Source organism: Microtetraspora malaysiensis, assembly GCF_001528665.1.
In the GTDB taxonomy this organism is placed as follows: Bacteria; Actinomycetota; Actinomycetes; order Streptosporangiales; family Streptosporangiaceae; genus Microtetraspora_A; species Microtetraspora_A malaysiensis.
Genome location: NZ_BBYJ01000004.1, coordinates 321,691 through 343,545 on the forward strand (window position 1 = coordinate 321,691; position 21,855 = coordinate 343,545).

General features: G+C 71.2%; 15 protein-coding genes. 7 read left to right on the forward strand and 8 right to left on the reverse strand.

Going from position 1 to position 21,855, the window contains the following annotated elements; genetic code table 11:
• Window positions 1-13 precede the first annotated feature (13 nt).
• From AWQ71_RS01435 to AWQ71_RS01450, 4 genes are all read right to left on the reverse strand, one after another.
• The gene (locus AWQ71_RS01435; protein ID WP_067125217.1) at window positions 14-931 is read right to left on the reverse strand and encodes a carbohydrate ABC transporter permease; all 918 of its coding nucleotides are present in this window, start codon (window positions 929-931) and stop codon (window positions 14-16) included.
• 67 nt (window positions 932-998) lie between these two features.
• Entirely contained in the window at window positions 999-2,372 is a 1,374-nt protein-coding gene (locus AWQ71_RS01440) for an ABC transporter substrate-binding protein (protein ID WP_067125220.1), read from the reverse strand.
• A 334-nt stretch (window positions 2,373-2,706) separates the two neighbouring features.
• Window positions 2,707-3,723, reverse strand: coding sequence for a LacI family DNA-binding transcriptional regulator (locus AWQ71_RS01445; protein WP_084258397.1), 1,017 nt, complete (start codon window positions 3,721-3,723; stop codon window positions 2,707-2,709).
• Window positions 3,724-3,847: 124 nt separating this feature from the next.
• Complete coding sequence (locus tag AWQ71_RS01450) at window positions 3,848-4,840, reverse strand: LacI family DNA-binding transcriptional regulator (protein WP_067126090.1); 993 nt, start codon at window positions 4,838-4,840, stop codon at window positions 3,848-3,850.
• A 130-nt stretch (window positions 4,841-4,970) separates the two neighbouring features.
• On the opposite strand from AWQ71_RS01450, the gene AWQ71_RS01455 reads away from it, so the two are divergent.
• Entirely contained in the window at window positions 4,971-5,348 is a 378-nt protein-coding gene (locus AWQ71_RS01455; protein WP_067125228.1) for a DUF8711 family protein, read from the forward strand.
• A gap of 169 nt (window positions 5,349-5,517) precedes the next feature.
• On the opposite strand, the gene AWQ71_RS01460 is transcribed toward AWQ71_RS01455, so the two are convergent.
• Together AWQ71_RS01460 and AWQ71_RS01465 are read right to left on the reverse strand one after the other, a co-directional pair.
• Complete coding sequence (locus AWQ71_RS01460) at window positions 5,518-5,826, reverse strand: helix-turn-helix domain-containing protein (protein ID WP_067125230.1); 309 nt, start codon at window positions 5,824-5,826, stop codon at window positions 5,518-5,520.
• A 6-nt stretch (window positions 5,827-5,832) separates the two neighbouring features.
• Window positions 5,833-6,063: a DUF6158 family protein gene (locus AWQ71_RS01465; protein ID WP_067125234.1), complete on the reverse strand. Its 231-nt coding sequence runs from the start codon at window positions 6,061-6,063 to the stop codon at window positions 5,833-5,835.
• 207 nt (window positions 6,064-6,270) lie between these two features.
• On the opposite strand from AWQ71_RS01465, the gene AWQ71_RS41230 reads away from it, so the two are divergent.
• From AWQ71_RS41230 to AWQ71_RS01490, 6 genes are all read left to right on the forward strand, one after another.
• Window positions 6,271-6,420: a hypothetical protein gene (locus tag AWQ71_RS41230; protein WP_157570125.1), complete on the forward strand. Its 150-nt coding sequence runs from the start codon at window positions 6,271-6,273 to the stop codon at window positions 6,418-6,420.
• A gap of 139 nt (window positions 6,421-6,559) precedes the next feature.
• The gene (locus tag AWQ71_RS01470) at window positions 6,560-9,802 is read left to right on the forward strand and encodes a S41 family peptidase (protein ID WP_067125237.1); all 3,243 of its coding nucleotides are present in this window, start codon (window positions 6,560-6,562) and stop codon (window positions 9,800-9,802) included.
• 67 nt (window positions 9,803-9,869) lie between these two features.
• Window positions 9,870-10,370: a PH domain-containing protein gene (locus tag AWQ71_RS01475; protein ID WP_084258310.1), complete on the forward strand. Its 501-nt coding sequence runs from the start codon at window positions 9,870-9,872 to the stop codon at window positions 10,368-10,370.
• On the forward strand, window positions 10,367-12,196 hold the full coding sequence (locus tag AWQ71_RS01480; RefSeq protein ID WP_067125242.1) for a PH domain-containing protein: 1,830 nt from the start codon (window positions 10,367-10,369) through the stop codon (window positions 12,194-12,196). Before AWQ71_RS01475 ends, AWQ71_RS01480 begins: the two co-directional genes overlap by 4 nt.
• A gap of 28 nt (window positions 12,197-12,224) precedes the next feature.
• Entirely contained in the window at window positions 12,225-13,274 is a 1,050-nt protein-coding gene (locus AWQ71_RS01485) for a D-alanyl-D-alanine carboxypeptidase family protein (RefSeq protein WP_084258312.1), read from the forward strand.
• Window positions 13,275-13,343: 69 nt separating this feature from the next.
• Entirely contained in the window at window positions 13,344-14,405 is a 1,062-nt protein-coding gene (locus AWQ71_RS01490; RefSeq protein ID WP_245658055.1) for a DUF2293 domain-containing protein, read from the forward strand.
• Between the two features lie 51 nt (window positions 14,406-14,456).
• On the opposite strand, the gene AWQ71_RS01495 is transcribed toward AWQ71_RS01490, so the two are convergent.
• Both AWQ71_RS01495 and AWQ71_RS01500 read right to left on the reverse strand, forming a co-directional pair.
• Entirely contained in the window at window positions 14,457-19,622 is a 5,166-nt protein-coding gene (locus AWQ71_RS01495; RefSeq protein ID WP_067125247.1) for a DNA repair ATPase, read from the reverse strand.
• A gap of 85 nt (window positions 19,623-19,707) precedes the next feature.
• Window positions 19,708-21,855, reverse strand: a complete 2,148-nt coding sequence (locus AWQ71_RS01500) for a flotillin family protein (protein WP_245658056.1) — start codon at window positions 21,853-21,855, stop codon at window positions 19,708-19,710.

Sequence of the window (21,855 nt, forward strand, 5' to 3'; positions counted from 1 at the left end):
GTGCCACTCCCCTTCAGTTCTTGTCGTCCCGCGAGACGCGCAGGTAGACGGCCGAGAACACCATCAGCACGATCATGAGCATGAGGCCCAGCGCGCCGCCGCCGCCGAAGTTCCCGAAGCTGAAGGCGTACTGGTACATGAGGTAGGCGACGGTGACGGTCGCGTTCTCCGGCCCGCCGCCGGTCAGCAGGTACGGCTCGATGAAGACCTGCATGGTCGCGACGATCTGCAGCAGCAGCATCACCAGGAGGATCAGCCGGGTCTGCGGGATCGTGACGTGCCAGACCCGGCGCAGCAGCCCGGCACCGTCCAGCTCCGCCGCCTCGTACAGCTCGCCGGGGATGCTCTGCAGCGCCGCGAGGTAGATCAGCGTGCCGGTGCCGAGGTTCATCCACGTGGACACGATGACCAGCGAGATCAGCGCCGTCGTGGTCGAGTCGAGCCAGCTCAGCGTGGGCAGGTGGACGACGTCGAGTATCTGGTTGAACAGCCCGGGACCCGGGTCGTAGAACCACTTGAACAGCAGCACCGCGACGGCAGGCGGCAGCATCACCGGCAGGTAGACGACGACCCTGAGATACGCCTTGGCGTGCCGCAGCTCGTTGAGGACCAGCGCGATCACGAACGGCACGGCGTATCCGGCGACCAGCGCGAGCAGGGTGAACATCGCGGTGTTGATCCAGGCCGGCCCGAACGCCGGGTCCTCCGTCACCGTGCGGAAGTTGTCCAGCCCCACCCACTCGGGCGGCCCGACGAAGTTCGTCTTCTGGAAGCTGAGCAGGAACTCCCGGATCATCGGGTACCAGGAGAAGAACGCGAAGCAGACGAGCGCCCCGCAGAGGAACCCGTACGCCGTGAGGTTGCGGCGCACGGCACGCCTCATCGCCTCCCGGCCCCGCCGCCGCGAGCTCCGCACGGTGATTGTGGTCATCGGTTTTGACTCCTGAATCGACGTGACCACCGGGGCGCCGCGCGTCGGCGGCGCCCCGGAGCCGAGGTCAGCTCGACTTGGCGAGGATGTTGTCGACCTTCTTCTGCGCGTCCGCGAGCAGCTGGTCGACGTTCGCGTCCTGCCTGGTCAGCACCGCCGACATCGCCGTGTCAAGCACCGCGTAGATCTCCTGGGCCTTCGGCGGCTCCAGCTTGAACTGGACGTTCGCCGCGCCGTCCACGTACGACTGGAAGTGGTCGACCGGAACCGTCGCGAACTGCGTGCGCTGCTCGTTGATCTTCACGCCGGGCGGGGTCGAGCCGTACAGGTCGGTGCTGGGCAGGCCGACCGGCAGCCCGTCGGTCTTGCTCCGCTCGTAGTTGAACTGGCCCTGGCCCGGGGTCAGGAAGCGGTACTCCAGCCACATCAGGCCCGCCTTGATCTTCTCGGGCGTGGCCTTGGGGTTGAACATGTAGCCGTCGCCGCCGCTCAGCGACTGCGTGGCCTCGGGCAGCGCGGTCACGCCGTAGTCCTCGAACTTGCCCTTGAAGTCGTTGTTGACGGCCTGGACGACGTCGGGGGCGCCGATCATCATGCCGAGCTTGCCGGAGCCCATCATCCGCATGAGGTCCTCCCAGCGGAGGAGCTGCTTGGTGCCCATGCTGTTGTCGGTCCAGCGCATCTCCTTGAGGTTCTCCAGCACCGCCTTGCCCTCGGGGCCGTTGAACGCCGACTGCTTGCCGTCGGGGGTGACCATCTCGCCGCCCCGCCCGTACAGCGCGGAGGTGAAGTGCCAGCCGCCGGTGTTGCCGGCGCTGTACTCGCCGTACCCGACGTAGCCGGCGCCGAGCGCGGCGATCTTCTTGGCCGCCTCCCGGACCTCGGACCAGGTCTTGGGCGGGCTGTCCGGGTCGAGACCGGCCTGGGTGAAGAGCTTGCGGTTGTACACCAGGCCCGTGGAGTAGTTGGTGCGCGGAAGGCCGTAGATCTTGTCGCCGCTCTTGAAGACGCTCAGCACGTCCGGGCGCATGTCCTTCAGCGTGGTCACCGTGTCGACGTACGGCGTGATGTCGGCGGCCTGCCCGGCGGCGATGATCCTCTGGACGTCGGTGTAGTAGACGTAGAAGAGGTCCTCCATCTCCCCTCCGGCCAGCTTGGCCTGGAACGTCTCCGGGACGATGCAGGGGAACGCGTCCTTGCTCTCGATCGTGATGTTCGAGTGGAGCTTCTGGAACGCGGCGACGTCGGCGTCCCACTGAGCGCGTTCCTTCGGGTTGCTCTTCGGCGGCTGGCAGCCGACCGTGATCGTGACCGGGGCGTCCGCCCCGGCCGACGCGGCGGGCTTGGCACTGTCCTTCGCGTCGTCACCGCCGCTGCCGCAGGCGGCGACGGTGAGGGTGATGCCTGCCGCCAGCAGTATCGAGAGGTTGCGGGATTTCATCTTGTTCCCTCCTGGAACGGCACACCACGACCCGTCTAGGCGCCCCCGCTCGCCCACCGTCTCATCGAACGGCCACGAGCCGGACATTTGCCTGAAACATACAAAGCGCCACATATAAGAGCAAGACGCTGGTGCGTCTGATGCAAAAAAGTGACAGCAATGCGAATCTCCATGGCAGCGCCCATCGATCGCCGACGGCATGAGGAGGGGCGGCATCGGGCCCGGATCAGGGGGTCACCCGGGCGGGATCGGCCGACGTGACCGGCCAAGGCGGGACCGGCCCAGGCGGGACCGGACGCGCGGGACTGGGCCACACGGGCGGGAGAGACCGGGCTCAGGCGGGATCGGCCGGCGCGGGTCCCGTGGAGGAGCGTACGACCAGCTCGGGCTCGAACAGCAGCTCGTCACCCGGGACGGCGCCCGCGCGGATCTGCGAGACGAGCAGTTCGACGGCGGCCCGCCCCATCGCCTCGATGGGCTGGCGCACGGTCGTCAGCGGCGGATCGGCGCAGTTCATCAGCGCCGAGTCGTCGTAGCCGACGACGGAGACGTCCCCCGGGACCGACAGCCCGGCCCGGCGGGCGGCGCGGATCGCGCCGAGGGCCAGCACGTCGCTGGCGCAGGCGATGCCGGTGACGCCGCGCCGCACCAGCCGGGCCGCCGCGGCGTGGCCGCCCTCGATCGAGAACAACGCGTGCTCGACCTGCTCGGGGCCCAGCTCCAGCCCCTTCTCCTCCGCGAACGCCCGGAACGCGGCGAGCTTGCGCCGGGACGGCACATGGTCGGGCGAGCCGAGCAGGATGCCGACGCGACGGTGGCCGAGGGCCAGCAGGTGGGCGAGCGCCATCTCGGCGGCGGCCACGTCGTCGCAGGAGACCTGGGGGAAGCGCAGGTGCTCGACGGCGGCGTTGACCAGCACGATGGGGAGCCCCCGCTCCCGCACCCGCTCGTAGTGCGTGTGTGACGCGTTGCCCTGGGCGTACAGGCCGCCGGCGAAGACGATGCCGGACACGTGCTGCTGGAGGAGCAGATCGACGTAGTCGGCCTCCGAGACGCCCCCGACCGTACGGGTGCAGAGCACGGGCGTGAATCCCTGCTGGGCCAGCGCTCCGCCGACGACCTCGGCGAACGCCGGGAAGATCGGGTTCTGCAGCTCCGGGAGCACCAGGCCGACCAGGCGGCCCCGCTCCCCGCGCAGCCGCGAGGGCCGCTCGTACCCGAGCACGTCGAGGGCGGTGAGCACGGCCTCTCTGGTCGCGTCGGACACGCCGGGCTTGCCGTTGAGGACGCGGCTGACCGTCGCCTCGCTCACGCCCACCTTCTTGGCCACTTCCGCAAGCCGTCGCGTCATGAACGCAAGCATACGACAATTCGCGTAAGAATTTGCGTTCGCTTGCGCGGCGTACGCGTCCGGCCGGAGCGACCGCCACGGTCGCCCGGCCGAGCCGACCGGCGGCGCAGGGTGAATCAGGCGGTCAACCGGCGGCAGCGCGGGGGCGGGCCGTGGAGGCGCGCACCACCAGTTCGGGCTCGAAGAGCAACTCGCCGGTCGCGACCGCGGTCCCGTCGATCTGGTTGACCAGCAGCTCGACCACGGCCCGGCCCATCGCCTCGATCGGCTGCCGGATCGTCGTCAGCGGCGGATCCACGCACGTCATCAGCGCGGAGTCGTCGTAGCCGACCACGGACACGTCCTGGGGCACCCGCAACCCCTGCCGGCGGGCGGCCCGGACCACCCCGAGCGCGAGCGGATCGCTGCCGCAGACGATGCCCGTCACATCCCGGGCGAGCAGCTTGGCCGCCGCCGCGTGGCCGCCCTCCAGCGAGTGCATGGTGTGCTCGACCAGCTCGCCGCCGGACGCCCGGAACGCCTCCAGCTTGCGTACGGACGGCATGTGGTCGGGCGGGCCGACGACGAGGCCGACGCGCTCGTGCCCGAGCGACCGCAGGTGGCCCACGGCCTGCTCGACGGCGATCGAGTCGTCACACGACACGCGGGGGAACTCCCAGTGGTCGGCGGCCGCGTTCACGAGGACCGTCGGCAGCCGCCGGTCGATCAACCTGAGGTAGTGCTCGTGCACCACCCCCGCCTGCGTGTACAGGCCGCCCGCGAAGACCACGCCGGACACCTGCTGCTGCAGCAGGAGATCGACGTAGTCCGCCTCCGAGATGCCGCCGACGGTACGGGTGCAGAGCACGGGCGTGAACCCCTGCTGGGCGAGGGAGCCGCCGACCACTTCGGCGAACGCCGGGAAGATCGGGTTCTGCAGCTCCGGGAGCACCAGGCCGACCAGGCGGCCCCGCTCTCCGCGGAGCTGCGTGGGCCGCTCGTATCCGAGCACGTCAAGCGCGGTGAGCACCGCCTCCCGCGTCGCGTCCGAAACGCCCGCCTTGCCGTTGAGCACGCGACTCACCGTCGCCTCGCTCACCCCCACTTTTTTGGCAACTTCGGCAAGTCGTCGCGTCATGGGCGCAAGCATAGGTCCGGCAACACCGGTACTTTACGATCTCCTGCTTTTGTAAGCGGGTTGTAAGTGACCTGCAAGGGGGCGTCCCTAACGTCGCTCCCCGTCTCAAAGATCACTAGGAAGGCAATCAATGAGCATCGTCCGGAACTCCCTCGCCGTCGTCGCGGCGTCCGCGGTTCTCGCCCTGACCTCGGCCTGCGGCGGAGGCGCTGACAAGGTGGCGCTCTGCACGGAGACCACCAAGGCGATGACGGATTACGCGAGTGCGATGGCCTCGGCCGGCACGAACCTCGACGGGTTCAACCAGGCGAGCTCGGACTTGGCGGCCAAGCTCAAGGAGATCGCGGGCAAGGCCGACGGCGACCTGCAGAGCTCGCTGACGAAGTTCGGCGAGTCCTTCGACGAGCTCAAGGTCGACCCGAAGGACCCCGCCGCCGCGACCAAGGTCGGCGACTTCGCCAAGAAGGTCACCGAGGCCAGCACGGCCTTCGCCTCCGCCTGCGCCTGACGTCGGACGCTTAGGTCTTCGGGCTTCCCCACACAGAGCTCTCCCTTCAAAGGGCTCCCCCCGCGGACACCCATCCACACCGAAGCCGCCGCACTCCGCGAGGTGCGGCGGCTTCGCCATGTCGGCAGTGGTCACGCCGGGATTCACCGCCCGCGTTCACCGTCGCGGCTCAGTACTCCAGGCTCCAGTCGTTGGGCCCCACCAGGTAGACGCCCTGGCGGCGCACCAACCATCCGTCGGCCACCAGGACATCGAGGCTCTGCCGGACGAACTCCTCGGGGAGGTCGGCGAGCCGGGTGATCTCGGCGACGGTGGCCGGGCGCCGGTCCACGCCCAGCGCGGCCACGGTCTCGTACACGCGCATGTCGTCGTCGTACACGCTCTGCACGTCGGCGAGCGGCCAAGGGGCCTCCGCGACCCGGACGGGGGCGTCACCGGCGCGGCCGTGCGCCTTCCGGCCCGTCTTCGTTCTGCTCATGGCCGCTCACCTCAGCCGTGCTCCGCTGCGCAGGCGCTCCGGATCCACGTCCCGCTCGGGGTAGCGCTTGAGGTACTCCCCCTCAAGCTGCCTGGTCCGGATCGTGTGGTGCTCCAGCGCGTCGTCGGATCCGTGCAGGAGGGTGTCGGTCCGGGTCTCGTGGAGATGGCGCATCTCGCGAAAGAGATCGTCGTCGTCGAGTTCCCGGGGGTCGACCCCCATCTCCCTGGTCGTCATCTCTGCCCCCTCAGACGATGTTCATTTGCGCTCGCTTCGCTCGCGCGACCTGGATCGGCTTGTCCCAGCGCTCGTCGGGCCTCGTATGCCGCACCTCTGCCCGGCCTGGAGTCAGCAAACCTCGTCACGGGGTGACAAATAACCGAATTGGGTATCAATCGCGTTGATGCGGACATGGGCTCGCATCATGGCCCAAACGGGGGAATTATGGCTGAAGCACCTAAGAAGAAAGCCGCGAAGTCGACGGGCAAGGCCAAGAAGTCGGCCATCAAGCAGGCCCGCTCGGCCAAGCAGTCCAAGAAGTCGTCCGGATCGACCGGCTCCATGGACGAGCGGCCGACGACTCAGAACGAATAGCCGCAGAACCACTAGCTGACCGAAGGGCCGGGCCACCCGATCCGGGCCCGGCCCCGGACGCGCCACGCCCGCGCCGGCGCCGCCCGCCAGGTTCACGGCGTGACCATCCGGACACATCCGCGACACCCGACGAGGCGGCATGTCTGGATACTTCCGCTTTCCGACAATCTTTCGCGACGTCATCGTCTTCGCCTGCGAGGACGATCTGTGGATGGTCCACGCGGACGGCGGTCGCGCCTTCCGGCTGACCGCGGGCCTGGCGGAGGCGACGTACCCCCGGTTCTCCCCCGACGGGGGGCGCATCGCCTTCGTCGGGCGCGAGGAGGGGCCGGAAGAGGTCTACGTCATGCCCGCGGAGGGCGGGGCGACACGGCGGATCACCTTCCACGGCGCCAGCTCCGTGGTGACCGGCTGGGACCCCTCGGGCGCCGTCGTCTACGCGAGCGACGAGTGCCAGCCCTTCGACGGCTACCGGTGGCTGCACCGCGTCCGTCCCGGCGGCGTGCCCGAACGCCTGCCGTACGGCCCGGCCGGGACGATCTCGTACGGCCCGCCCACCCCGGGCCAGGGGCGATGCGGCATGGTGCTGGGGCGCAACACGGCCGACCCGGCGCGCTGGAAGCGGTACCGGGGCGGCACAGTGGGCGACCTGTGGGTGGACCCGACCGGGCGCGGGGCGTTCCAGCGGCTCGTCCAGCTTCCCGGGAACCTCGCCTCGCCCTGCTGGGTCGGCGACCGGATCTACTTCCTGTCCGACCACGAGGGGATCGGCAACGTCTACTCCTGTACTCCGCAGGGCGAGGACCTGCGACGGCACACCGATCACGGCGACTACTACGCGCGCAACCTGTCCTCGGACGGGTGCTGCCTCGTCTACCACGCCCACGGCGCCGTCTACCTGCTCGACCCGTCCGACGGCGAGGCGCGGCAGGTCGACGTACTGCTCGGCAGCTCACGCACCCAGCGCAACCGCAGGTTCGTCTCGGCGGCGGAATACCTGGACACCGCGACGCTCAACCCCGACGGCAGCGGGCTCGCGATCACCACCCGCGGCAAGGCGTTCTCCTTCGCCAACTGGGAGGGGCCGGTGCGCCGCCACGGCGTGCAGGACGGCGTCCGCTACCGCTTCCTGACCTGGCTGAACGACAACCGGCGGCTGATCGCGGCGGCCAGCGACGACGGCGACCGCGAGGTGCTGGTCATCCTGGCGGCCGACGGCGAGACGGAGCCGATCCGGCTCGACTCCGCCGACACCGGGCGGGTGAACCGGCTCGCCGTCTGCCCGACCGGCGACCGGGTGGCGGTCACCAACCACCGCAACGAGCTCCTCGTCGTCGATCTCGCCCACCTCGCCGACGAGCTCGGCGTACGCGTGACCGAGGTGGAGGCCAGCCTGTTCGGGGCGATCGAGGACCCGGAGTGGTCGCCCGACGGGTCGTGGCTGGCCTACGCCTGCCCGATCTCCGCGCAGGCCACGGCGATCAAGCTGTTCCACGCCGAGACCGGCGAGACGTTCATGGCGACGCTGCCGCTGCTGGTGGACCACCGGCCGTCGTTCGATCCGGGAGGCCGCTACCTCTACTTCATCGGGCAGCGGGCGTTCACCCCCGTCTACGACGAGCTCCAGTTCGACCTCGGCTTCCCGCTCGGCACGCGGCCGTACGCGATCGCGCTGCGCTCGGACGTGCCGTCGCCGTTCGTGCCCGAGCCCCGTCCGCTCTCCGAACCCACGGCAACCCCGGCGGAAAACACGGCCACTCCGGCGGAAAACGCGGGCCGGGCTTCGGAGGAACCGGGCGGCGAGGCCGAGGAGGCCCCGGCGCCGCTGGTCATCGAGACCGCGGGGCTCACCGACCGGATCATCTCCTTCCCCTTGCCGGAGGGCCGGTACGGCCGGGTCGCGGGGCTCGACGGCAAGGTCGTCTACACGACGTTCCCCACGCTCGGCGGGCCCGCCACCCTGCGCTGCTACGACTTCGCCAAGCAGAAGGCCGAGGCCCTTGTGAGCGGCCTGACCGACTTCCAGCTCGGCCGCGACCACAGCACGCTGCTCTACCGCGCGGGCGACCGGCTGCGGGTCCTCAAAGCGGGCGAGGAGCCGCCGGACGACGACACACCGAGCCGTACCAGCGGGTGGATCGACCTGAACCGGGTGAAGGTCTCGGTGGCCCCGGACGCGGAGTGGCGGCAGATGTTCCGCGAGGCGTGGCGGCTGCAACGCGAACATTTCTGGGACGAGGACATGGCCGGCATCGACTGGGACGCCGTCTATGACCGCTATCTCCCCCTGGTCGACCGGGTGACCACGCGGGGCGAGTTCTCGGACCTGCTGTGGGAGCTGCTCGGCGAGCTCGGCACCTCGCACGCGTACGAGACCGGCGGGGAGTACCGCGAGCGGCCGCACTACTGGCAGGGAAAACTCGGCGTCGACTGGTCCTACCGCGACGGGCGCTACGTCATCGCCCGGATCGTCTCCGGCGACCGCTGGGACCCCGACGCGACCTCGCCGCTCACCCGGCCCGGGGTGAACGTACGGCCCGGCGACGCGATCATCGCGATCAACGGGCAGCCGCTCGGCGTCCACACCACGCCGAACCAGCTCCTGGTCAATCTCGCCGACGAGGAGGTGGAGCTGACCGTCGAACGCGACGGCGAGACCCGGGCGGTGGTCGTACGGGCGCTCGCGGACGAGACGCCCGGCCGGTACCGCGACTGGGTGACCGCCAACCGGAACCTGGTCCACGAGCGGACCAGGGGCAGGGTCGGCTACCTGCACATCCCGGACATGGGGCCGCACGGCTTCGCCGAATTCCACCGCGGTTTCCTGGCCGAGTACGACCGCGAAGGGCTGATCGTCGACGTCCGCTTCAACGGCGGCGGCAACGTGTCCGCCCTGCTGCTGCAGAAGCTCTCGCGCCGGCGGCTCGGGTACGACTTCCCACGCTGGGGCGTGCCCGAGCCGTACCCGCCGGAGTCGCCGCGCGGGCCGCTGGTCGCGGTGACGAACGAGTGGGCGGGATCGGACGGCGACATCTTCTGCCACACGTTCAAGCTGCTCAAGCTCGGGACGCTGATCGGCAAGCGGACCTGGGGCGGGGTCGTCGGCATCTGGCCCCGGCACCACCTGGCCGACGGCACGGTGACCACGCAGCCGGAGTTCTCCTTCGCGTTCGACGACGTCGGCTGGCGCATCGAGAACTACGGCACCGACCCGGACGTCGAGGTGGACATCACACCCCGGGAGTACGCGCTGGGCGTGGACAGCCAGCTCGACATGGCCATCGACGTGGCGCTGGAGCGCCTCGCCGTCTCACCGTCGCACACCGCGAACCCGGCGGACCGGCCCCGCCCGATCACACCGACGCTGCCGCCCCGCGCATGACATTTGTCCTGCGAGAACGAGGAGCTGACCGGCATGCGGCGGTGGGCGATCTGGCAGAGTAATAAGCGTGCAAACCCCCACCACCACCCTCCGTCCCCCGCTGCACCGCGTGAGCCGTACCGCGATCTGGTACTGGACCGTACGGGCGTGCCTGGGGTGGCTGGTGCTCATCGGCGGGCAGGTCGCCTGGATGGTGGCCGGCGGTGGTGATCAGCGCACGCTGCGGATCTCGGCGCTCGGCGTCACCGCGGTCCTGGCCGCCGCGCACGTGATCGTCATGCCCCGGTGGCGGTACCACGTGCACCGCTGGGAGACCACGCCGGAAGCCGTGTACACGTTGTCCGGGTGGTTCAAGCAGGAGTGGCGGATCGCCCCGGTCTCGCGCATCCAGACCGTGGACAGCGAGCGCGGCCCCCTGGAGCAGCTCTTCAAGCTGGCCAACGTCACGGTGACCACCGCCTCCGCGGCCGGCCCGATCAAGATCGGCGGCCTGGACCGCGCGACCGCCGACCGCGTCGTCCACGAGCTGACCGCGAGCGCGCAGGCCACCGCCGGTGACGCCACGTGAACGGCGACGGCGGCGAGGAGTGGCGGCGGCTCCACCCGCGGATGCTGGCCGTCCACCCGTTCCATGTGGCGGTGCGCGCGGTGCCCGCGCTGCTCGGGCTGTCCGTGGCCGGGTCGCGCGGCGGCATCCCCGGTCACATCTTGAGCTTCGGCGCCCTGGGGCTGATGGTCGTGATCGGCGTGCTCCAGTGGTTCACCACGACGTTCCGGATCACCGACGAGCACGTCCAGGTGCGCAAGGGACTCTTCCGCAGGCAGGTGGTGACGGTCCCCCGCGACCGGGTGCGCTCCGTGGACGTCACCTCGCACATCCTGCACCGCGTGCTCGGGCTGGCGCGGGTCGAGATCGGCACCGGCCGCTCGGACCAGAAGGGCGGCGGGGCGGTAAAGCTCGACGCGCTCGGCATGGCCGAGGCCGCCCACCTTCGCGAGGAGTTGCTGCACCGCCGGCCCGCGGCGGCCGCGCGGACCGGCGAAGCGCTGACCGGCACCCCCGGCCCGTACGCGGCGACCTCGGTCGGCGTGGTGACCGGCCCGGCGGACGGCGACCCGGCCGCGAGCCCCGGTTCCGGCCAGGCCCCGTGGGCGGAGACGGACGCGCTCACGAGCACGGGACACGCGGCGGCCGGGACCGGTCCGCACGGCGCGGGCCGGGGATCACCGGCTGATCCGCGCGGGGACGCCGCGCCGGTCACCGCCGCCGCCCACCAGAACGACGCGTGGCCCACCGAAGCGGCGCCCGCCTGGGATGCCGGACAGGAGGAGACCGAGCTGGCCCGGCTGCGGCCGCGCTGGATCAGGTACGCCCCGTTCACGCTCTCGGGCATCGTCGCGATCGGCGTCGTCGCCGGATTCCTGTCGCGGCTGATCAACGAGGGCGGCGTGGACCTGCGCCAGGTCGGCGCGCTGCGCGACGGCTGGGCGTGGTTCACCGACATCCCGGTGTGGACCGCGATCGCGGCGTCCGTCGTCGCCCTGATCGTCTTCGTGGCGGTCGCCTCCACGCTGGGGTACGTCCTGTCGTTCTGGGGGTTCCGGCTGACCCGGCACTCCGGGGGCACGCTGCACGTCACACGGGGGCTCGTCACGGCCCGGGCGACCACGATCGAGGAGCGGCGGCTGCGCGGCGTGGAGGTTAGCGAGCCGCTGCTGCTGCGGGCCGTACGCGGGGCCCGGCTGATCGCGGTGACCACCGGCCTGCGGGTCGGGCGCGGCGCGCAGCGCGGCGGCTCGATGCTCCTGCCGCCCGCGCCGGTCGCCGAGGTCGAGCGGCTCGCCGAGGTGATCCTCGCCCCCGATCCGTCCGGTGCCGCCTCCCCGCGCGAGGCGTCGCCAGGTGAGGCGTCGCCGATCACGGTCCCTCTCGTCCCGCACGGTCCCGCGGCGCTGCGCCGCCGGTTCACCCGCGCGCTCGGCGTGAACGCCCTGGCCGTGCTGGCGCTCCTGGCGCTGTGGGAGTGGGCGGGCGTGCCGGCCTGGACCTGGATCACGGCCCTGGCGTGCCTCCCGCTCGCGGCGCTGCTCGCGGCCGACCGCTACCGGAGCCTGGGGCACGCCATGACCCCCGAGTACCTGGTCACCCGCTGGGGATCGCTGGTCCGCAGGCGGGTCGCCCTGGAACGCGACGGGATCATCGGCTGGAACGTCACCCGGTCCTTCTTCCAGCGCCGGGCGGGGCTGGCCACACTCACGGCGACCACGGCGGCCGGCAGGCAGGGCTACGGTGTCTCGGACGTGGCGATGAGCGAGGCGATCGACCTCGCGGCGGCGGGCCTCCCCGGCCTGCTCGATCCGTTCCTCGTCGTCCCGGAGAAGAACACCCCCTGACCTGGACAAACCCGCGCAAGGAGATCCGATGAAGCGCTTCACGAGGGCGGCCGTCTCCCTGGCCGCCCCGCTGGCGGCCGCGCAGTTCGTCGTGGGCGCGACCGCGCCCGCCGCGGCCGCGGCGCCGCAGCCCGTGCGGGTGCCGTCCGGGGTGACGGCGGGCTACGTCGTCTTCGACCGGCAGGCGGGCAAGGTGATCGCGAATCGCCAGGTCCATCACCGGTTCAGGTCCGCCTCGGTGGTCAAGGTGCTCATCGCGATCGACTACCTCGAACGGCGGAAGGGCGCGATCCCGGCCGCCGACGCGGCGCTGCTCGCCACCATGCTGCGCGGCAGCAACGATGACGCCGCGACCGCGCTGTGGCGGCGCGGCGGTCAGGGGAAGATCGTCCAGCGCATGGCCCGGAAGGTCGGTCTGACCGACACCGCGCCGCCCCCGGCCGCCAAGCCGGGGTTCTGGGGATACACCGCGATCAGCGCCCTCGACATCGCCCGGGTCTACCGATACCTGCTCGACACGGCGCAGCCGCGCGTACGCGACGCCGTGCTGGGCCACCTGCGCCAGGCGCAACAGTGCGCGACGGACGGTTTTGACCAGTATTTCGGCATCCCGCGCGGTGTCCCCCGCCCGTGGGCGGTCAAGCAGGGCTGGTCGGGGTACGGCTCTGTGCCGCCGGTCAAATGCGTACGCTCCGCGAGTTCCTCGCCCGGCATGGCGCCGAGGGGCGCGGCGGGCCCGGCCACGACCGGGGCGAGCGCCACCGATCTCACCGCCGTCACGGCCGGCCCAGCGGGTCTCGCGGTGAATCTCACCGCGGGTCTCGCAGCGGGTGTCACCGCGAGTCTCGGGTCGGATCTCACCGTGGGTCGCACGGCAGGCCTTACGACAGGTCGTGCGGCGAGTCTGCGGCGGGGCAACGCGGTGGACTTCAGCCGTCCCGTGCTCCACACGACCGGCATGATCGGCGACCGGTTCATCATGGTGGTGCTGACCACCCAACCGGCCGGCGCGTCCTACGGCTCGTCGGCGACCCGGCTGACCGCCCTCGCCCGGGACCTGTACCGCAGCGTGCGCTGAGGACCGCCGTTATCCACAGGCTCGGCCGGTGCGGCGCCGTACGGTCTGGGGATGCGGCACCCTTGTGCGGTGGGAAACGACGAGGCGGCGGGGAGCAGGCTGGCCGGGCGCGTGGCCCGGGCGGCGCATGAGGCGCTGACCCTGCGAGGGCACGTGACGGCGGTCGACGTGATCACCGGCCTGCGGTGGTCCTATATAAGGGACGTCGAGACCTGGCGGCAGGGGCGGGCCGACAGTCTGGAGCGGGTGACCGCGGTGAACGCGGCCAAGATGGCCGACGCCGTGGCACTCCTCCGCGAGTGGGCGCTGACGCGCGGGCTGGTCCAGGGCGAGTCCACATACGTGTCGGGCGGCCGGGACCGGCGCCCGCTGCGCTTCACCGTCGACGGCGGCGAGGAGGTGGAGCGCGCGTTCCGGGTCCACTGGTTCTCTCCGGAGCTGAGCGAGGCCCGGCGCAAGCGGCTCGCCGAGCGGGAGGCGCAGCCGCCCGACCTGACGGTCGTCGCGCCCCTCGAACCATGGACCTGCGCGGGCTGTGGAGACACCGGGCCGCACCACATCATGGAAGACGACCGGCCACACTGCCTGACCTGCGCGGACATGGACCATCTCGCCTTCCTGCCCGCCGGAAACGCGGCGCTGAGCCGCCGGGCCAAGAAAGAGAGCGTGCTGTCGGCGGTGGTCGTCCAGTTCAACCGCCGGAGAAAGCGGTTCGAACGGCAGGGCATCCTCGTCGAAGAGGAGGCGCTGGCCCGCGCCGAGGAGCAGTGCCTCGCCGACGAGGAGGTACGGCTCCGCCGCCGCGAGCGAGACCGGCTGCGGCGCGAAGCGGGAGACGTCGAGTTCCAGGCCGAGCTCGCCGCCGAGATCCGGCGGCTGTTCCCCGGATGCCCGCCGGAGCGCGCCGAGACGATCGCCCTGCACGCGGGGCTGCGCGGCAGCGGGCGCGTGGGCCGCACGGCCGCGGCCCGCGTGCTCGACGAGCGGGCCGTCACCCTGGCCGTCGTCGCCTCGGTACGCCACCTGGACACCGACTACGACCGCCTGCTGATGGCCGGGGTTCCCCGGCAGGACGCGCGGGACCGCATCCGCGACCGCATCGACCAGGTGCTCACCGCCTGGCGCGCCTGAGATGGACGACGGCCGCCCACGACGCCCCGGCGAGGCGGCTGGGGGCGGTCCTCACGCGGGCGGGGCGGCCGGCCCAGGCTCGTCGGGGTGGGCGGTCGTGCGGTCGATGGCCCGTTCGACGCCGCCCACCCGGTCGGCGAGGAGCCCGATGGCGCCGACGGCCCGGACCATCGGGTCGTCCTCGTCGCCGCCGAGCGCACGGGCGCGGAGATATCCGGCCTTGACCTCGGCCCAGCGCCGTCGCTGCTCGTCGCTCATCCTGCCGCGCAGCTCGGCCAGCTTGAGCAGGTTGGCCTCGGCCTCGGACGTCAGTGTCTGCGCCTCACCCGCGTAATGGTCGTCGATCAGCGCCTCGACCTCGGCGTCGTTCATCACGGGGACGATCCGCTCCACGAGCTTGTTCATGTTCCGGTACGACCCCTGCAGCCGGAAGGACGGTTCGGTTCGCGAGGCGTCCGCCTGCGCCGCCGACGCGATGTACGCCCGGTTGACGCCGAGCACCACCCGCTGGATCCGGGTCAGCTTGCTCAACACCGCCGTGACCTGGTCGAGCTCGACCTTCTGGTACGGATGGGCGAGCTGGTCGGCCCGCACGTCCGCGTCGCCGCGCGCCAACCGTACGAGAAGCTCGATGTCCGCGGGGTCGCGGGTGGACAGCGGCGCGAGAACGGGGTTGGAGGTGAGCGCGTTCTCGATGTAGCTCAGCGCGAACAGGTCCTCCCTGCCCGAGAGCACGTCGCCCAGGTTCCACACGTCGGCCCGGTTGGCCAGCATGTCCGGGACGCGGAACCGCTGCCCCGACTCCGTATACGGGTTGCCTGCCATGCAGACGGCGAAGCGCTTGCCGCGCAGGTCGTACGTCCGGGTGCCGCCGTTCCAGACGCCCTCCATCCGGCGCTGGGCGTCGCAGAGCGAGATGAACTTCTGCAGCAGCTCCGGCGAGGTGTGCTGGATGTCGTCGAGGTAGAGCAGCGCGTTGTTCCCGCACTCCAGCGCGAACGACACCTTCTCGATCTCCTGCCGGGCGGTGGCGTTCGGCGCGTCCGCCGGGTCGAGCGAGGTGACGGCGTGCCCCAACGCCGGGCCGTTGATCTTGACGAACATCAGCCCGAGCCGGCTCGCGACATACTCCATCAGCGTGGTCTTGCCGTACCCGGGCGGCGAGATGAGCAGCAGCAGGCCCATCTGGTCGGTGCGCCGTCCCTCCCCCGCCGCGCCGAGCTGCTTGGCCAGGTTGTCGCCGATCAGCGGCAGGTAGACCTGGTCGAGGAGCCGGTTGCGCACGAACGCGCTCATCACCTTGGGCCGGTACTCGTCCAGCCGCATCCGGGCCCGCTCCCGGTCGAGCAGCTCGCCGCGCCGCTTCTGGTACGCCCGGTAGGCGGGCACCCGTTCGGTCCGGAACCGCCGGGTCCGGGCCAGGACCTCGTCGAGGCGCAGCGTCAGGGTCCGTCCGTTCAGCCGGGGGTGCGCCCCGAGCAGCCCCTCCACGGTGACCGTGAGCGACATCGACGCCTCGCGCCGCGGCAGGTCGCAGAGCAGGACGGCGACGGCCTCGGCGAGATCTCCGGCGCGCACGTCCGCCGCTGTGCCCGGCCGGCCGCCTTCTCGCCGTACGGCTCCCGACCGGAGCGGCGACACGAGATCGGGAGACGTGCCGAGGAACGCCGTCAGCCAGGCCATGACGAGCTGGTGCCTGGCGGCCAGGTCGTCGCCCAGGGCCCGGAGCTCGGCGTCGAACTGCGCGGCCGACCCGCCGAGCGCCTCGCGAAACCGCTCGACCAGCCGCCGGGCGAGCGGGCCGGTCGTGAACCCCGCCTCTGAGACGGCGAGCTCGTCGAACAGGTAGTCCCCGGCCGGCTCGGCGTCGTCCAGGCGTACGCCCCGGTCGCGCAGGAAGGCGGCGATCGCCGACGCGAACTCCGCGCGCAGCTCCCCGATCGCGCCGCCGACCCCGTCATCCCGTACTGCGTCGCCGTGGTCCCGTACGGCGTCACCGTCGACCGCCGGGGCGTCCGGCGCGCCGGACGTGTCCGCCCCGCGCCTGAACAGGGAGCGCGCCCTGGCCAGCGACCTGGCCCTGGTGGTCCACGCCTCGCGTTGGGCCGCACCCGCGCCGAAGGTCCAGAAGAGCTGGGCGGCGGCCCGCGCCGACGGCGGGAAACGCAGCAGCCCGGCACGCGCGTACACCGGGAGCAGCGCGCCGAGGATCGCGGCGGCGTCGTGGTCGTGGACGCCGCGCTCGTACCCCTCGTCGTACCGCGTCTCGGCCAGGCGGCGGACGAGGTCCGGCAGCCCGCCTCCGGCGAGGGCGGCGTGCAGCTCGTCGAGCGTCAGACCGCCGCCGGAGGCCGACTCGGCCAGGTCGAGGATCGACGCGGCCAGGTGCTCGGCGCGGTACACCTCGGGTGACTCGGAGACGAGCACCTGATCCCAGAACGCTCTGGTGCGGTGGAACGCCTCGTCGTCCACCGGCGACCGGTAGTCGGTACCCGTGATCGCGAACGCCATCCGCCCGTCCACCGGGACCATGGTGAGGTCGATGGGCTGGGTGTTGACCGAGAACCGGTGGCGGCCGAGCCGGATCGTCTCACCGCCGTCGGCGTACAGGTCGAGCCGGTCGCGCAGCGCCCGCCCCGCGTCGAGGCGGGCCGCCTTGACCCGCCCGTCGAGCTCGTCGGCGCGTACCTGGTCGCCGAGGGACCGCAGCTCGTCGGCGACCGCGCGGAGCTTGGCCACCATCGGGTCGGAGGCGAAGTACGTGTTCACCTCGTCGATCGAGCCGAGGCTCCCGGCGCGCCTGCGGACGCTCTCCAGAATGCGGCCGGAGGAGGCGACCAGCCGTTCCGCGCGCCGGGCCCGGGCGTCCAGCAACGTCTGGCGGCGCGAGGAGAACGCCTCGTAGACGTCCCCGCGCCTGGCCTCCAGCTTGGCCACGAAGTCGTCGAAATCCCCGAACCGGGACTCCAGGTCCTCCAGCCTGAGCAGCAGCCTCCCCATCTGCTCGTCGCAGCTCTCCGGTGTGCCGGCGAGCGCGAGCGCGGCGCTGACGGCCTGGCCGAGGAGGGCGAACTCGGCGGCGAACTCGGCTCTCTGCTCACCCGCGAGCAGTTCGCGGCGCCGCGCGGCGAGCGTCGCCCGCGCCTGGTTGATCCCCGCGAGCACCTCGGCGACGCGTTCCAGGATGCCGGTGCGTACGGTCGCGTCCGCGATGTCCAGCCCGCCCACGACCTCGGTCAGGACCTCAAGGCCTTCGGTCTGCCCGGCCAGCCGCTCGGCCACGGGGCCGGATTCCGCCACGGTCCCGATCGCCTGCGCCTCGGCGGTGAGCCGGTCCACGTCCGCGTGATATCCGGTGAACGCGTCCGCGCCCCGGAGGAACTCGACCGCTCTCCGCGCGGCCTCCGCGATCTCGGTGTCGAATCGGCCCGCCAGCGCGTCCAGCCGCTCGACGTCGACGTAGCGAACCTCCCGCAGCGTCGCGAGCCGGCCCTGGGCGCGGCGCAGCTCGGCCAGCCGCGCCACCCATTCGCCCGCCGACGCCGGCGCCTCTCCGCGCACCTGCCGGGCGAGAAGGGCGACGTTCTCGGCGGCCTCGTCCAGGGCGGCCGCGGCCTGCGCGGTGAGCGACTCTACCCGCTCGAACTCGTCGAGCACCTGCTCGGCGGTCGCGCGCACCGCCCCGACGCCGGAGCGCAGGTCGTGCTCGTCCAGCCAGTGGTACTGGTCGGCGATCCGCACGCACGCCGCGATGAGCCCCTCGAACACCGGAACGGACGGCTCCATCGCGTCGGCCATCCGCACGACGGAGAGGCAGTCGGAGATCCCGCGCACCAGGTCGGCGTTGCCGATCCGCTCCAGCGGCCCCGTGCCCACCGGCCGGGCCGCCTCGAACACGTCCGACACGTACGGCGTCTGCCAGATCTGCATCAGGTGGACCCGGGTCGGCTCCTCGCGTACGGTCCGGCCCTGCTCGCCCGCGACCGGCGCGGGCGTCCGGAAGTACACGAGCGTGCCGTCCTCGAAGAGCGAGTACCCGTGACACGTGATCGGGTTGCTCACCTCCTTGCGGATCACGTTGTACGGCAGGAGCAGCGACCGGCCCTCCGCCCGCGCGTGGAACACGTACAGCACGTCCTCGCCGTTGGGCGAGCGGATGAGGCGCTCGAACTCCAGCTCGGCGACGTCGAGGTCGAAGGTCTTCACGACGCCGGTGGTGAGGTGGTATCCGCCGGGGAAGACGATCCCCTGGTCCTCGGGGAGCCGCTGGCAGGCCTGCCCGATGCCGTCGAGGCGTTCGACCTTCCTGGTCCTGGTGTTGAACACCAGGTGGCGCCACTCCTTCTCGTTGTACGGCCGTACGCGCAGCAGGATCAGCGGCCCGACCCTGGCGTAGTGGACGTCGGCGTCGGCGAGGCTCTGCAGCGGTTCCACGACCGGTTCCCGGTAGATGCCCTCACCGGTCTCGGTGTTGTTCTCGATCTTGATGGTGAGGTCGCCGCCGACCGTCTCGACGAACACCTCGTCCTCGATCGAGATGTGCGGATGGCGGCCGAGGACGTGGTCGTCCCGCGTGGTCTCGATCCACTCGAAGTCGTGCGACGGCGGGAAGACGTGGTCGCGTTCGCCCCGATTGTCGACATAGCGGACTGTGCCGTCGGTCGCGACGCTCCACCGCAGGACCCGGATGTCCTGCGGCCCGGTCTGGAACACGGCCAGCAGCCGCCCCTCCAGCCGCCGGAGCTGCAACAGCCTGGTCTCGCTGTAGTAGCGGTACAGCTCGGCGAAGTCCCGCTCGAACGCCGGGTCGTCGAACAGCCCCGGCACCTCGTCGAACCGGAACGTGTCCCCGTCCCGGGTGAACCGGTGGAACGAGAAGACGTCCCGGGGGGTGGTCCCCGACTTCAGTCCGATGAACACGTTGTAGCCGAACAGCATGACCTCGCCGAGCGAGACGCTGTCGCGGGGCACGCAGTTGTTCTCGGTGCGGACGCGGGCGGTGCCGAGCAGGCGGAAATCCGCTCCGCCGAAGACCTCCAGCCGCCGCGCGTTCAGCTCCTCGGTCCGGCGCAGCAGCTCCTTCGCCTGCGTGGCCAGCCTGTCTCGCAGCACCTCGTACGTGCTGGAGTCCAGCTCGGCGGGTGCGGCCGACGGCCCGGTCCCGGCCTCCGCCGGTGTGGTCGTCGTGGCCGCGGATGTGGTCGTCGGCGTACTCATGGGCGTGCTCATCGGTGTGCTCATCGGTGTGCTCATCAGCGCTGTCGTGGGCGCGTCACGTGGTCCTCGGTGCCGGGTCGCACCATCAGTGCTTCGCCGAGTTGGCCGGCGCCGAACCGGCCTCGGCCGGTGCACCGGTTCTCGAGCCGGCCGCCGTACCCGTCGCCCCGGCGACGGCCGAGAGCGACCGGTCGGCGACGCCGAGGCTGCGGGCGGCGCTCAGCAGATCCTGGAGCTTGCCCGCGTCCGGGCCACCCGCGTTGATCAGCTTCAGCAGCACGGCCGAGAGCGTGAGGTTCCGTACGTCGGCGGTGTCCACCGAGCCGACGAGGCGCATCAGGTCCGCGGGCAGGCTCGCCGTCCCGTCCAGGTATGGCCCGGCCAGCGCCCGCGTCACCGCGGAGTTCTCGACGAAGCCGTCCACGCTCCGGCCCGCCGTGATCGAGTTCATCAACCGGTCGAAGAAGACGGTGTCGCCGCCCACGATGTCGATGTCGGCGTTCTCCAGGCCCGCGGCGAGCACGGTCGCCTGGGCGTCCGCGATCTCCCGCTGGACGTCGATGTTCTTGAGGCGGATCTCCTTCTCGGCCTCCAGCCGCAACCGGTACTCCTCGTGGCCCCGGCTCGCCTCGTCGAGCGCCGCCATGGCCTCGGCCTTCTCCTTGAGGCCCTCCGCCTCCGCCTTCAGCTTCTCGCCCACGGCGGCGGCAGCGGCGAGGGCCTTCGCCTGCTCGCCCTCGGCCTCCGCCTTGAGCCGCTCGCCGACGGCGAGCGCGGCGGCCAGGCCCTTCTCCCGCTCCACGGCGGCCTCCGCGCGCCCGACCTTCTCGATCGCCTCGGCGTCCCGTTCGCGTACCTGCACCTCGGCGAGCCCGGCGGCCGCCGCCTCGGCCCGCAGCCCCTCCGCGAGGCGGATCTTGGCCTGGCTGTCGAGCTCGGCCGCCTGCTGCCGCGCCTCGGCCAGGACGAGTTCCTCGCGCGCCTTGAACGTGGCCGCCTGCTCCGCGGCCTCGGCCGCCTTGATGTCCTTGACCAGGTTCTCCTGTGCCTCGGCCTCCGCCTGGATCACCAGCGCCTGACGGACCCGCTCGGCCTCCTCGACGACGCGCAGGCGCTTGATGTTCTCCTCCTGCTCGGCGACCGTCTTCTCCACGGCGATCCGCTCGCGGGTCACTTCGGCGATGGCCCGCCGCTCGACTTCGAGCTCCTTGTCCTTGGAGATGCGCGACAGCTCGGTCTCCCGCTCGCGGGAGATCACCTCCAGCAGGCGATCCTTCTCGATCCGCTCGCTCTCGATGGCGATGACCCGCTCGCGGTTCTTCCCCGCGACCTGGATCTCCCGCTCGCGGTTCTCGCGCTGGATGCCGAGCTGCTCCTCCGTACGGATGTTGGCCGCCTCGAACTTGAGCCGCTCCTCCGCCTGCACCCGGGCCGTCTCGGCCTCCTCCCGCGCCCGCACGGTGTCGATCTCGCGCCGCTGCTTGGCCTCGGCGTCGGCCTGCCGCCGCTCCAGTTCGAGGATGGCCTCCCGCGCGTCGACGTTCTGGCGGGTGATCTCCTTCTCCTCGTTGCGCTGGTACTCATTGGTGCGCACGTGCTCGATCGCCGTCAGCTCGGTGATCTTCCGGATGCCCTGCGCGTCGAGGATGTTCGCCGGGTCGAGCTGGGCGAGCGGGGTCTGCTCCAGGAAGTCGATCGCGGCGTCCTCCAGGCTGTAGCCGTTCAGGTCGGTTCCGATCACCCTGATGATCTGGTCCCGGAATTCGTCGCGCTTGGTATAGAGATCGACGAAATCGAGCTGCTTTCCGACCGTCTTGAGCGCCTCGGAGAACTTGGCGTTGAACAGCTCCTGCAAGGTCGTCTCGTCGCTCGCGCGTACCGTGCCGATCGCCTGCGCGACCTTGATCACGTCTTCGACCGTCTTGTTGACCCGTACGAAGAACGTGATCCGGATGTCCGCCCGGATATTGTCGCGACAGATCAGCCCTTCATGCCCGGTACGCGTGATCTCAATGGTCTTCACGGAGATGTCCATCACCTCCGACTTGTGGAGAACGGGAAGCACGACGGCGCCCGTGAAGGTGACATCGACCCGCCGCGTCTTGGAGACGATCAGCGCCATGCCCTGTTCGACCTTGCGATAGAGGCGGCTCACGACGACGACCGCGCCGATGACGACAAGAAGGAGAACGGCGAGAAGCACGCCCGTCCCGGTGCTGATCACATCCACCAT